The sequence below is a fragment of the Halonatronum saccharophilum DSM 13868 genome (assembly GCF_000517025.1).
Lineage (GTDB): Bacteria > Bacillota > Halanaerobiia > Halobacteroidales > Halobacteroidaceae > Halonatronum > Halonatronum saccharophilum.
In genome coordinates, this window is the sequence record NZ_KI912096.1 from 31619 (window position 1) to 45272 (window position 13654).

Sequence of the window (13654 nt, forward strand, 5' to 3'; positions counted from 1 at the left end):
TTATAAATTGGGGTGGTTATAATTAATATTTTTAAGAAGGTGGCTAAGGGGTTGAGGGTGGAGGCTAATGCAAATAGGCCGAGGCTGATACCTAGTTATAGAGGGGGTAAGCCGGAGTTTAAGGACTGGGATACTGGGAGGGCGATTAGGGAGGGGTTTAAGGCATCGAGTTATGTTTACGCTTGTGTTTATCGGATTATGAAGACGGTGGCAAGTGTACCCCTGAAGGTTTATGAGGATGGAGAGTATAGTCCAGAGCATCCATTACAGATTTTATTGGATGATCCTCATCCTTTTTATAGTATGCAGGATATTATGGAGAGGATGGCTGCTCATCTTTATTTGGGTGGGAATTCGATTATTAAAATTGTGAGATTGGAATCGAAGGGAGGACTACCAGTAGAGTTATTTCCTCTCGATCCAGATAAGGTTGGTCCAGTAGCAGACCAGGAGAGGTTTATTAGCCATTATGAGTATAATGTTGGAGATAGGGTGGAGAGGTTAGAGTTTGAGGATGTAATTCATGGGATGTTTACTGATCCTGCTAATCCATACTGGGGGATGAGTCCACTCCAAGCAGCAGCGGCTATTGTTGATACTGATGTAGAGGCGATTAAGTGGAATAAGGTTACTATGCAGAATCGAGCTATTACAGATGGGGTATTTGCTTTTAAACATGATTTGACTGGTCCTCAGTATAAGGAAGCTAAGGAGCATGTAAGGGAACAATATAGTGCTAAGGGGCGTGGTCCTTGGGTCTTGGGCAATCAGGTTGATTATATTCCAATGAGCTTATCTCCGACAGAGATGGACTTTATACAATCAAGGAAGATGACTAGAGAGGATATCTGTTCTATCTTTCAAGTACCACCTCCAATGGTTGGCCTTTATGAGAAGGCTACTCTTTCTAATATTGAGACTGCAAGGAAGATATTCTGGCTTGATGGGATTATACCTTATCTGAAGGATGTCTTGGATACCTTTAATAAGAGCTTATCGAAAGAGTTTGGTGAGAATGTAGAGATTAAGGCTGATACGAGTATGGTTAAGGCATTACAGGAGAACTTAAATGAGAAGGTGGAAGCAGCTTATAAGTTTAAGCAGATGGGTTGGTCTTTAGATGAGATTAATGAGCGATTGGATTTAGGGTTTAGCAATTCAAGGGATAAGGGATAAGGGCAGTGCAAGAAATATCGAGTTAAAAAAGAAAGGGTAACTCTGCCCACGGAGAGTTTTTTGGTTTTTAAAAACTCGGAGAGGGATAAGGCGTTGGTGAAAATTAGAAGAGGGTGTTTGCATCTGGGATTAGATGTAAATACCCTCTTTTTCTATTCGTTGTTTGATTTTGAGGAGTCTTCGCTTTTCAAAGTAGAGAGGAATTGTTTTTAGTGATCCTGCGGGATGTTGTCTGATCTCTTTATCTACTTCTTTCATCATTCTGTTAATCTTGTTTATGTAGTCTTCTGCTGTGGGTAGGTCAGAGGTTAAGGATAACTGTTGATGTTCTTTCATATTATTACAACTCCCTTAATTAAGTTATTGTCTTATATTTATATTTTTCCACTTTCATACTCAAAATATACAAAAAATTAACAGATAAGATAAAAAGATGGTAGAGTTTGAAGATGTGTATAACATAAGTTGGTTCTCAAAACATTCTCTCCCCACCCATAATCTTTTGTTGCTGGAAGGAGAAAAAGTCAAGGAGGAACGCAAGGATGAGTAGTCCTTTACTTTTTGGACTGGGAGCATAGAATGGGCAGTGGTGGTGGAGAGGGGTTTAAGTTTTTTAGTGATACCTAGGCATGATGGGGAGCTGGGCGTTGAGTGGTTTATGAACAGATTAGATTATATTTTGCGATACAATGTGATGTTAGAAATAATTTAAGCGAGCCATGATGCCTCTAACCCCCTACCTTGGTTTATTTAGATTGGAAGGGGGGCTGCTAGATAGTTCGGAGGGAAACGGAGAACTATTTTGCAGCATTAGCATATAGTATCGAGCTATAGCAGATAGGGTTTTATCTCCCGGAAGCAAGCTGAGGACAGATGAGAAACTGATGCGTCATTTCTCATCGCCTCAAATCGTTTCCCTCAATCTTCCCTCTCCCCCATTTTAGATGCAACCTTTTTGGCGAAGTGGTTTGTCGAGCCTGACCGGGAAGGGAGTTAAAGGGAGAGGGGGTTTGGGGGAGAGGGAATGAGGGAGACAATGGGGTTGCTGTAGGGAGATGCTCTTAGCCTGTCTGAAGGAGTGGAAGAGCTCAAAGATACCAGGTCCTACGCTAGTAGGTTGTAGCTTTGAGCTCAGGAAGGAGTGAAGAGAGGCGTTAGGATAGGGATTGTGATAGCAGGTGGTTGTGCTGCTATGACAATCCCTTACAGTAGTGTGTGGTTGTTTTTATAGTTAAGAACTTTATGTTTATGGATAATGTTGGAGGAATATATTTTTTTATCTAGAAAGAGAAAAGGTGTAATTATTAATATGTCTATGAATCATTTAATTAAGATTAGGTTATTCAACATAATATTGTACACTATCTACTTAAAAAAAGGAGAAAAAATGAAAGCAATTTTAGAAAACATAAAAAATATTTTCATTGGTTTGATAATATTAGTTGGTATAAGTATTATTCCAATGTTATTTATTGTGGGGCAAGCATGGGTAAGTGCAAGGATATTTCCATGGATTGTTAGTATTAATACTATAACTTTATTATGTACATATATAATTTTATTACCACTTTGTATATTTAAAAGAGCAAGGAAAATAGCAGGTTCAACTATGGTTTTAGCTTCTTATGTTTTTGGATTAATGATTTTGGTATGGAGTTTTTTAATAGTCTATTCTATGTGGGGATTAATAGGAATTATAATAGGAGCTTCAATTATAGGCGTTGGGACAATACCTATTGCTATAATTGTTTTAGTTATCGAAGGAGCCTGGGGAGCATTAGCGTATTTATTATTTCTTATAATTACTTTTATTGGTACCAGATTATTTGGGGGTTATTTAATTTCTGTTGAAGAAGAGAAAAGTAATACTATTTCTAAGCAATCTAAAGAGTTATTAGAAGAAGCACAAAAAAGTTAAACATAGTATTCGATAGATTATATTTGTTGATTGAAGAAGGCATAATTATAGAGAAAGATTTATCAAAAGAATCAGTTTTATTGAATGGGAAAAGAGTCCTTAAAAAAGAAGGATCAAATAAGAAAAGATATTTAAGGGGTAATTAAATCGTACTATTTATTAGGAAGGTGATAAGAATGGCAGGTTTAGATCTCTTTTTATTAGTTTTTGTAGTTTATTATACAATAAAATTTTTGAGACATTATTATAAGTTTAAGAAATATGGAGGAGAAAAATTAGACTCTTTTAGTAATAAGTTTGGTTCTAATATTTTTATGATAGGTTTCTTTGTGGTTTTTTCACTTCTGAATCTTTCTTGGAGTTCTAATTCTAGTAGAATACATCCGATATTATTTCAATTATTATTAATAGCTGAACTTATTGAGCATGTTGGCAGGGTACGTATATATAGTAATGGGATCTTTTATGGTGGAAAGTTTATTACATGGAGTGAGATTGATATCGTTAGAAAGTTGGATAGTAGGGTTCAGATTCAAATTAAGAATCGTTGGCTTGGTTTAATTGATTTTGGCAAGATGAAAAGGGAGAAGGAGCTATTAGATTTAATAGAAAGTAAGCTTGAAAAGGGTTAAGAAATTAGGAATTAAGGATAAGTTGAATTAATCTTGAGATGAAAATGATAGTTAAATAGTCAATATAGGTGATATAATTTAAGGTGAAGAGAAAATTCAATTAAGAGTTAAAAATTAAGAATTAAGAATGAAGGGCAAAAATAAAGAGATTAGAAGCAAAACAAAATTAATAGTTAAGAAGTGAAGTCACGGGCCAACGCCTTTGGCTTTTTTCTTTGCCATTATAAAAAGGAGGCGGTGGAAGAGCAAGGGATAGAGGATAAGGGATAAGGGATAAGAAACCTAAAAATCAAGATCATTAAAGATAAGAGGTGGTTTGTGTGCAATATAAGACTAAAAGAGTTCCCTTTGAGCTTAAAGATTTTGATCAGGAAACAGGTATCTTTACTGGTTATGCTGCTGTCTTTGGTAATGTGGATGCTGGTGGAGATTTGATTCAAGCTGGTGCCTTTAGCAAAACCTTAAAGGATGAAAAAGATAGAATCAAGATCTGTTGGCAGCATGATCCTTATAGTCCAATTGGGAAGCCAATTGAGATGAGTGAGGATAAGAAGGGGCTATTTGTCAAAGGCCAAATCAGTGATACTTCTTTGGGTAAGGATGTAAAGATACTGATGAAGGATGGGGTGATCAATGAGTTAAGCATTGGCTATGATACTGTTCAGAAGGAGTGGAAGGATGGTGTTAGGCATTTAAAGGAGGTTAAGCTATATGAGTTTAGCCCTGTTACTTGGGCCATGAATGATGAGGCTTTGATTACTTCTGTGAAGGGTAGTTGTGGGGTGAAGGATGTGCTTAATAGGGTTGTAGATGTTTTAGATAGATTATCAGAGAAGAGTGAGGTTAAGGAAGAAGATGAGGTTGCAAAGATGATGGAATCGATGGAAAGGTTGGAAAGAGCAGTTGATAAGGGATAGAGGATAAGGGATAAGGGACAGTTAAGAGCAGTTGAGAGTTGAAAATTGAGAATTGATAGTTAAAAATCAAGAACTTTTTAGCCACGAATTAACACGAATTAAGAGCAATTAAAAATTAAGGATTACGAAGAAAGATCAAAGAATAGAGAATAAGGGACAAAGAGAGATCAAAGTCAAAATCATATACGCAGACTAAGATCTGATAAGAGCCGACTAAGATCAGACAAGGTCATTAAGAAATTAATCTTTTAAAGGTTTATTGTTTTAGATTGGTGTGGATTCGAGAGATTTGTTGCAAAAAATTGTTTTGAATTAGTTTATAAAAATACAGTTGAATTTATAGGGGGTAATTTATTATGGAACTTAAGGATTTGAGTAGTAAGTTTGATAAGGTGACTGGGGATTTGCAGAGGTTGTTGGAGAAGCAGGAGGGGGAGATTAGGGAGTTTGGTGAGACTACTACTAAGACAGCCGGTTCTATAGCCAAGGTGGAGGGCCAAATTAAGGAGATCGGTGGTGAGATGAAGGAGTTGGAGTCTCGGGCCAACGAATTGGAGAAGAAGATGAGCCGACCAAACTTGGGCTTTGCTAGTCAAGGAGAGGTTAAGAGTTTTGGTCAGGCCTTTGTTGATTCGGAGTCTTATCAGAGGATGAGAAAGTCTAACTTAGATAGCTCTGATCCAGTTCATTTTAAAGGTCTCTTCTCTATGGGAAGGAAGGGATTAACTGGTGAAGGTGATATCCCAATACCGACTAGGGTACCAAATATTATTATGCCACCAGAGCAGGAGTTGAGTATTAGAGATCTGTTAAATGTACAGACGACAGATAGTAACTCGATTGAGTATGTTAGGGAGGTTGGCTATACCAATAATGCTAGTGCTATAGGTGTAGGTAGTCCTGCGCCAGAATCGAGTATTGAGTTTACTAAGGAATCGGTTAATGTAAGGGATATTTCTCACTATATACCTGTTCCTAATCAGGCTTTGGATGATGCTAAGCAGTTGAGGGGCTATATTGATAACCGTTTGATCTATGGTTTGAAGCAGGAGGATGAGCGACAGATTTTATATGGTGATGGTACCAGTCCTAACCTACAAGGGATTTTGACTGATCCAGATCGTCAGCAGTATAAGTGGTCTGAGGGGCAGAGTGGAGATACTAAGATAGATGCTTTAAGAAGGGCTATTACCATTGCCCGAATGACTGGGTTTCCTGTAACGGGAGTTGTGGTCAATCCGAGCGACTGGGAGGAGATAGAGTTACTTAAGGGCTCTGATGGCCATTATATCTGGGTGCAGGTGACTGAGGGAGGTCAGAAAAGAACTTGGTCTGTTCCTGTGGTAGAGACGATTCAGATTAATCCAGGAGAGGTTGCCCTTGGTGCTTGGGGAATGGGTGCTATCTTATGGGATAGGCAAGATGCTTTTATTAAGGTGCTAGACCAACATGCTGACTTTGGGATTAGGAATATGTCGGCTTTGATGGCTAATGAGAGGGTGGCGTTGACTACTATGTTGCCAGAGAGTTTTGTTCATGTGCTATTAGATCAAAAACCAGAGTAAAGATAAGGGGTAAGGGATAAGGGATAAGGGGTAAGGGATAAGGGATAAGGGATAAGGGATAAGGGATAAGGGATAAGGGATAGTTAAGGTCAAGGGATTTGAAACCACGAATGAACACGAATAGACACTAATCAAGGTCAAAATAATTAAAGATTAAGAATTAAAGATTTAAGAGTTAAGAATTAAAGATTAAGAGTTAAGAATTAAAGGTCAAAGTCGTTAAAGATCAAGGGCGTTGGAACCACGAATGGATACGAATGAACACTAATTAAGGTCAAAATAATTAAAGATTAAAAAATAAGAATTAAGAGTTAAAGGTCAAGAGCAAGAATAGAGTAATTAAAGAGCTAAAGATTTATGAAAGTAGAGGTGATGTTATTATGATTAGGATGAGGGCCCTTAGCACTTTTAAAGGTGCTGAGGGTTTTGTAGTTAGAGGGAGTGAGTTTGAGACTAGTGAGAGAAGGGCCAAGGTTTTAAAGAGGAGGAAATTGGCTGAGGAGGTTGTTGGCCCAGAAGAAGATAAGAGTGTTGGCCCAGGTGAGATGAAGGGAGATAATGAGGAAGTTGATGATTCTAAGGAGTTATTGGATGGGAAGAAGTTTAAGGTGGCTGATTTAGAAGAGGTAGCCAAGTTGTTGGAGATGAGTGGTGTTAGTGGATTGAATAAGGATGAGCTTATTAAACTGGTAAGTGAAGAGTTATCTGATATGGGGTTTGATAATTTGGGGCAGGTGACAAAGGAAGAGGTTGTTGAAGGGATAAGGGACAGGGGATAAGGGGTAAGGGGTAAGGGATAGTTAAGTTCAAAAGCATTAGAATCATAAAAAGTTAAGTAGGTTTATGTTTTTGGTTTTAAGGTTTTCTTATCCCTTCTCCCTCATAGTTTATAAAAAGAATAAAGCATTCGTGGAATTTTAATTTCAAAGGTCCCTTAAGAGTTTTTAAAGAGCAAAAACTCTCCGTGGAATTTTAATTTCAAAAGTCCCTCTATACCTTATACCTTAAAATAAAGGGGGTGATTGTGTGGTTTTGGAGTTGTTGGAGGCATCGGAGGTTACTGCGGTAAGTGTGGCTGAGGTTAAGGAGCATTTGGGGATTGATAATAATAGTGAAGATTCGTTGCTACATTCTTATATTAAGGCTGCTAGTAGTGCTGTGGAGAATATGACTGGGAGGGTGTTGCTTACTCAGAGGTGGAGGCAGTTGTTTGTTGGCCCTAAGCTACCTTTGATTTTGCTTAAGCGTCCTGTAGTGGAGGTTGTTGAAGTTAAGTACTTGGAAGATGGTCAAGAGGTTATTTGGGAGCCAGAGGAATATGGATTGTTAGGTTTTAAGATTGAGGGAGAAAGTTTACCTAGTAGGTATATCTATGTAGATTATAAGGCTGGCTTTGGTGTTGGCCCGGATGATGTGCCCGAGGATATTAAGCAGGTGATTAAGTTATTGGTTGCTTATTGGTACAATAATAGAAGTGAGGTTACTAAGGTTCCAGAAGGGTTTAAGGAGTTGCTTAGTAGTTATAGAACAATTTCTTTTTAAGGGATAAGGGATAAGGGATAAGGGATAAGGGATAAGGGATAAGGGATAAGGGATAAGGGATAGTATAAAATTTTCCATTCTGGGAATTGATAATTGTACTATCAATTCGTGAGGTGGAGGTTATGAGAAAAGATAAGAGCGCAGCTTACCAGAAGTCTTTTAAGTTTGCTGTTAGGGTGGTTAATCTTTATAAGTATTTGTGTGATGAGAAGAAGGAGTATGTATTAAGTAAGCAGGTATTGAGATCTGGAACTAGTATTGGGGCCAACATTAGAGAAGGGTTGGAGGGTCAGAGTGATAGGGATTTTATCTCTAAGTTTTCTATCTCTTTAAAAGAGGCTGTAGAGACAGAGTACTGGATTGAGTTGTTGTGTGCTACAGATTATTTGAATGTGAAGATGAAGGAGTCATTATTAAATGAGTTAGAAGAGATAATTAAAATACTGACCGCTTCAATAAAAACTGTAAAACAAAGAATGAGCAATTAGTTAAGTAATTAATATAAGTTTGTATTTTCATTAAGAAGACTTAGGTCTTCTTTTTTATTTGATTGTAGGTTTTCTTATCCCTTACCCCTTAGCCCTCAGGGTTTTAAAGAACAAAAACCCCTCGTGCGATTCCAAATCCAAAGGTGCCTCTATTCTCTGCTCTCAAGAGGTGATTAAATTAGATAAGTTAGTAGATTGTTTTCATTATAGTGTGGGTGTGTTGGGGGCTTTTGTAAGTTATGGGTTGGGTGGTTATGATGGGGCTTTGGAGGTTTTGCTGTGGATGGTGGTTCTTGATTATATTACGGGACTGCTGTCTGCTTTTGTTTTGAAGGAGTTGGATAGTAATGTTGGTCGGGGTGGTATTGCTAGGAAGGTGGGATTGTTCTTTACTGTAGCGATTGCTCATTTGGTAGATGGAGCCTTAGGAAGTGGTGGAATGGTAAGGCAGATGGCGATATGGTTTTATATCTCTAAGGAGGGGATTAGTGCTTTGGAGAATCTGGGCCAAGCTGGGGTGCCGATTCCTGAGTCTCTTAAGAAGTCACTTAAGCAAATAGAAAAACAAAAATAGGTCAAAGTCAAAAGATTAATTAACCACGAATGGACACTAATTTACACTAATAAAAGAATTAAAAAAGAGATCAAATAAAGAAATCTTTAAAGGTGGTGAGCAGTTAATGAAAATCATCATAGATGCTGGGCATGGGGGTAGTGATAGTGGTGCTGTCGGTGAGTTTTCTTGTGAGAAGGATATTACTTTGAAGTTGGCTAAGGTGGTTGGATTTTTGTTGGAGCATTTGGGTTATGAGGTGAGGTTGACTAGGGATGGGGATTATCTTCCTACTTGGGCTGAGAGGGTGGAGTCTAAGAAGGAGGATATTTTTATTTCTATTCATTGTAATGGAGCACCTAATCCTTCGGCGCAGGGGATTGAGACTTTTTATTATAAGGGGAGTGAGAAGGGTGAGGCGTTGGCCCGGTCTATTCAGGGTAGTTTGATTGAGGCTACTAAGGGGGTGGATAGGTTTGTTAAAGAGAACGATAATATGTATGTATTGAGGAGGACCAGGTGTCCTGCTGTGTTGGTGGAGGTTGGGTTTATCACTAACGAGTATGAGGAGAAGTTACTTAATTCGGCTGATTATCAGTTGAAGTTAGCGCTGGCAGTAGTGCAAGGGATAAGGGATAAGGGATAAGGGATAAGGCGGGAAATTTTGTTATTAGAAATTGGGGGGATAGGATGTTAGAAATGGTTATTGATTTGGTAGGGAGTTTGGTTGAGTGGTTGTCTCTGTTGAGTTTGGTGATTATGGTGTTGGTTAGGTGGAAGCCTGGGTTGGATCCTTATTTTAGGAAGGGTGCTGTGATCTTGGCTGAGGTTGATGATGTGATTGATGGTATTCTGTTGGAGTTCCCTGAGAACAAGTCACTTATGACTATTAATGACTTGGTGAGTGGAGTGTTGGAGAAATTAGAGAAGGCTGGTTATAAGGTTGATGATGAGGATAGGCAGAAGGTTGAGAATAGGTTGAAGGCTAAGGTTAAGAGGGAGGAAGGTTTGAGGTTGGAGAGGGGTGGTGGGGAGTATAGGTTAAGATATAGTGGGGAGTTTTAATTACAAGGGATAAGGTGTAGGAAAGCAATAGTTAAGAGCCAACTTTAATATTATAGTAGGATAAAAATAGGGTGCAGACTTAAGTTGCACCTTATTTTTTATTTTTTGGACAGTAAAAGATTATAAGATGAAGCATAAGTTGATTTTAGTTGTTTAGTATCAAATACCTTTAGAATTTTATATAGATGGATTGTCAAATTGAAGAGCATATATGATATTTATTTTTTAGTATTAAATGGCATCAAATGAAGGATTATTAAAATCTAACACGAAATTAAGAAGTGTATGGTATTAAATTAGGTTATCTAAAACACATACCGGTACTACCATTAATTTATTTTACATAATTATTATTCTAAAAATGGGTAATATAAACAAAGAGTCATTTTAATATCAGGAGGGGTTAAATGGATACTATAAGTTCAATCGATAATATTAGTAGGTTATTTTCCTTGCAAGCTTCATCAAAAAACTCTGTTGTATCAGAAGAAAAGTTATCAAGTCTACAAAGTAAGATGTATATTGAATCAAAATTAGATGCTTTTTTAAAGGAATATTGTATAAATGGCTTAGAAGATAACGAGACTAAGTTAGTTATTTTATCTGGAAATGCTGGAGATGGAAAATCGATGGCCTTAAGAAAGTTAAAAGATAATTTAAAAGGTGAAGGAATTAATAAGGAAAAAATATATGCTAATGCTGATGCTACTCAAACTGATTCTCCTAACCAGAATTTAAATGAAAAGTTAATAAGTTTTTTTAATAACTTCCTTAGAGATCATAAAAAAAACAACCCAAAGATTTATATCATAGCTATGAATGTTGGAATAGCTATAAAATTTTTTAATTCAATAAAGTTTAGAAAAGTTTGCGAGGAAGATAAGAGGTTTTGTTTTATAAAGAATTTTATATTCAATGAATTAAATATAAGAAAACTAGATGGATATTTAAAAGATAACTATGAGGAACTTCATAGTAATATACTAGTAGTTAATTTTGATTTAAGATGTTTAGTAAACCCTAATATTAATGGTGTAGGAAAGAATCAATTATCATTTTTTAGACAAATGATAGAAAGAATATATGAATTAGTAGATATGAATAAATGTAATAATTGTAAAAGCAATTCATGTCCTATTTATTTTAACTTAGTAGCGTTTCAATCATCTAAAATATTAGATAAAATAGAGAATATTTTGTTTAAAGTTTTTCTTTATAATAAAGTACACTTGACTCCCAGAAATGTTTGGGATTTTATATATATCGTTTTAACAGGTGGAGAACCTAAATATATAAATGCTACTTCAAGAATAAAAGAAGATTATAATAATCCATGTGATTTTTTCAACAAAAATAATAAGGATGATTATTTTAACTTTTTATTTTATAATAATATTTTTGATAATAATTCAGAGAATGCTATCTTTAAATTTATTAGGAGTTCTATTGAGAAGTTTGACCCTACATATATAGGTAATAAAGAACTAGAATTATTAAAAATATTAGCTAATTCTAACTCAGAACATTTTTTAGAGGTATTAAAGGAAAAAGCAAGTGATTTTAATATTAAAGGTTTAAATAGCAAAGAAAATTTAGAACTAATCTTTAAACCAATTATAAGAAGTCAAGATAACTTCAAATCTAAATTAATGAAGAATATTTGCAGATATATATACTTTTTCAATGATAATGATGAAAGTAAAATTCAAGATATATTAGTTACTGATTTTTCTCAAATATTAGATTCTAATTATTTTAATTCTTTTTATAAGTGTTTAAAAGCTGAAAGAGAAATGATGCTTAATAAAAGTAGAAGTAGTTTCGATACAAATGTTTTAAAGATGATAAGGAGTGTATTAGTAAGTACCTTTGGAAGTAAATTATCAGATCAAAGAATTATTCAGTTAGAGACTGTTACTACAAGAAGTAAAGGAAGACTATTAGGGAAAGTAAAAATTAAAATGGATACAAAACCCCATGTGCAATCTTATTGGCAGGATAGTAGTGTAGTAGAAGCGTTAGACTTTTTTCCTAATCAATTTACAGTAATGATTAATGAAAATTATTATTTAGAAGTAACTTTAGATTTATTTGAATTAATTGTCTTGGCTAATAGTGGATATAATATCTCAAGTATTGACTTAGAGAGGTTTAATCAGCTTGAAGTTTTAAGTAAAAAGCTTATGTCACAAGAAATATATAAAGATACTTCAATTTTTTATGAAATCAATCATGAGTATTATAAATTAGAGAAAGATATAGGTGTAGAATTTAGGAAGATAAAGTAAAGGAGGACAAGTATGGCTAGGTGGAATAAGTATATTAATGATTTTTACTATCCAGAGAATACTTCAGCAGACGCACCAGAAAAAATATTATATTTCTTTATTCGTAAAGGGTTATGTAGTAATATTGAAGATGTTGGGATAGCTAGAGGTAAAGAAGATGAATGGAGAAAGATTTTTGAAGAAATAGAATTTGAATCTAATATAAAAGGTTTAAAGAATGATTTTATAGATCATTATTTAATTCGTTTACAACAAGGCCGTAAAGGAGTTTTCCCTGTTCCTTTTCATGTAGATATTCCTTCTACTTTTAGACCATATAGTAGCAAGAGTGGTCGAAATATGACAAATAAAGGTTTTAGCAGTAAGTTTCTACTCACCTTTTTTTATAATGGCCAAGGAATTAATTATGAATTAATTCAAAAGTTATGGGATGTATTAGCTAATGAAGAAGGATTAAATTACTATGAACGTTTTTTATTAGAAGGGGTAAGAAAGTTAAAAAATGGAACTGAAATGTATAAGTTAAAATCTAAAGAGACAATAGAAAAAGAACTTAATAAAAAAATAGATAAGTTTAAATGTAAATATCAAACTAAACAATTTCAAAGAGATTTAAAGTATATACTGGATTTATCATTGCCTCGTGTAGAAAAGATTAATTGGATTCAAAACTTAATGTATTTTCATTTATCTACCTATATGTTAAGGATATTTTATATTATCAAAAAAGAAGAAGAAGATTTTTTAAATGCTGATATGGATTATTGTTCTAGGTGCAAAGGCTTAAATGAATGTCCATTTAAAAGTAGAGTTATTACAAAGTCTTCTCTTACAGGCAATAATAGAGAATTTAAATTCATTAAGCAAGAATATAAAATGTTAATGAATGATGTATTAATTAAAGGATATTATAGGTTTATTGCTTTTAATCAATTGATAGAGACCTATAAAAATTTAAATAATGGTAAAGAACCTGAAAATTCAAGAGATATTTCTAAATTATATAAAGAAAGACAAAAAGAGTTTATTGCAGTTACATATAGAAGGTTATCTAGTTATGATAAATTGATAGAACTAGTTGATCTTGAAGATTTTTCATTAGATTCAGTAGATAATAATATCTTTAATATTATTTATGAAATATATAAAAGGTACTATGAGGTTAAAGGATCTCGTAGTGCTAATAATGCTACTATTCAAGTTTATAACAAGTTAGCTGGAGATAAGATGGGTTGTAACTATCTTAGGTCTGGGGGGAGAGGAGATAATTATTATAGGTTAGATACAGAATTTTTATCTTTTATAACAAATATAATTATTGGTTCTGAGCACCAACAGATGTTATTAGAAGATTTTTGGAATGAACTTCAAATTAGAGGTTTTACGTATTCTTCTAAAAGAGAGAAAGAAAGTATAGAGAAGCAACTTTCTTTATTAGGACATTTAGATAGAAAATCAGATGCTGGTGAGAGTCAGTATGTTAAGAAGACAATAGGTTAAGGAGGGAAGT

Annotated in this window: 14 protein-coding genes; 13 read left to right on the forward strand and 1 reads right to left on the reverse strand. The window is 34.7% G+C overall.

The window, feature by feature from the left end; genetic code table 11:
* Positions 1-39: 39 nt before the first annotated feature.
* Positions 40-1176 carry a phage portal protein gene (locus HALSAC_RS0110465; RefSeq protein WP_211231339.1) on the forward strand — a complete coding sequence of 379 codons (1137 nt, stop codon included), beginning with the start codon at positions 40-42 and terminating at the stop codon, positions 1174-1176.
* Positions 1177-1305: 129 nt separating this feature from the next.
* Here HALSAC_RS0110465 and HALSAC_RS0110470 read toward each other — a convergent pair whose 3' ends face one another.
* Positions 1306-1512 (reverse strand): hypothetical protein, encoded by a 207-nt coding sequence (locus tag HALSAC_RS0110470; RefSeq protein ID WP_027340220.1) that lies wholly within the window; start codon positions 1510-1512, stop codon positions 1306-1308.
* A 1051-nt stretch (positions 1513-2563) separates the two neighbouring features.
* Between HALSAC_RS0110470 and HALSAC_RS0110475 the strand changes: the two genes are divergently transcribed.
* From HALSAC_RS0110475 to dptG, 12 genes are all read left to right on the forward strand, one after another.
* Positions 2564-3094, forward strand: a complete 531-nt coding sequence (locus HALSAC_RS0110475; RefSeq protein ID WP_027340221.1) for a hypothetical protein — start codon at positions 2564-2566, stop codon at positions 3092-3094.
* A 176-nt stretch (positions 3095-3270) separates the two neighbouring features.
* Positions 3271-3726 (forward strand): hypothetical protein, encoded by a 456-nt coding sequence (locus tag HALSAC_RS0110480; protein ID WP_027340222.1) that lies wholly within the window; start codon positions 3271-3273, stop codon positions 3724-3726.
* Positions 3727-4046: 320 nt separating this feature from the next.
* Positions 4047-4643, forward strand: coding sequence for an HK97 family phage prohead protease (locus HALSAC_RS15685; protein ID WP_051412186.1), 597 nt, complete (start codon positions 4047-4049; stop codon positions 4641-4643).
* A gap of 356 nt (positions 4644-4999) precedes the next feature.
* The gene (locus HALSAC_RS0110490) at positions 5000-6208 is read left to right on the forward strand and encodes a phage major capsid protein (protein ID WP_027340223.1); all 1209 of its coding nucleotides are present in this window, start codon (positions 5000-5002) and stop codon (positions 6206-6208) included.
* Between the two features lie 380 nt (positions 6209-6588).
* The gene (locus HALSAC_RS0110495) at positions 6589-6987 is read left to right on the forward strand and encodes a hypothetical protein (RefSeq protein WP_027340224.1); all 399 of its coding nucleotides are present in this window, start codon (positions 6589-6591) and stop codon (positions 6985-6987) included.
* Between the two features lie 247 nt (positions 6988-7234).
* Positions 7235-7750, forward strand: a complete 516-nt coding sequence (locus tag HALSAC_RS0110500; RefSeq protein ID WP_027340225.1) for a head-tail connector protein — start codon at positions 7235-7237, stop codon at positions 7748-7750.
* 122 nt (positions 7751-7872) lie between these two features.
* On the forward strand, positions 7873-8238 hold the full coding sequence (locus HALSAC_RS0110505) for a four helix bundle protein (protein WP_027340226.1): 366 nt from the start codon (positions 7873-7875) through the stop codon (positions 8236-8238).
* A gap of 169 nt (positions 8239-8407) precedes the next feature.
* Positions 8408-8812 (forward strand): phage holin family protein, encoded by a 405-nt coding sequence (locus tag HALSAC_RS0110510; protein ID WP_211231340.1) that lies wholly within the window; start codon positions 8408-8410, stop codon positions 8810-8812.
* Positions 8813-8918: 106 nt separating this feature from the next.
* Positions 8919-9437 (forward strand): N-acetylmuramoyl-L-alanine amidase family protein, encoded by a 519-nt coding sequence (locus tag HALSAC_RS0110515; protein WP_027340228.1) that lies wholly within the window; start codon positions 8919-8921, stop codon positions 9435-9437.
* Positions 9438-9481: 44 nt separating this feature from the next.
* Positions 9482-9856 carry a hypothetical protein gene (locus HALSAC_RS0110520; protein ID WP_245579464.1) on the forward strand — a complete coding sequence of 125 codons (375 nt, stop codon included), beginning with the start codon at positions 9482-9484 and terminating at the stop codon, positions 9854-9856.
* A 407-nt stretch (positions 9857-10263) separates the two neighbouring features.
* Positions 10264-12144, forward strand: coding sequence for a hypothetical protein (locus tag HALSAC_RS0110525; RefSeq protein WP_027340230.1), 1881 nt, complete (start codon positions 10264-10266; stop codon positions 12142-12144).
* A gap of 12 nt (positions 12145-12156) precedes the next feature.
* Positions 12157-13644, forward strand: coding sequence for a DNA phosphorothioation-dependent restriction protein DptG (dptG, locus tag HALSAC_RS0110530; protein WP_027340231.1), 1488 nt, complete (start codon positions 12157-12159; stop codon positions 13642-13644).
* Positions 13645-13654 lie beyond the last annotated feature (10 nt).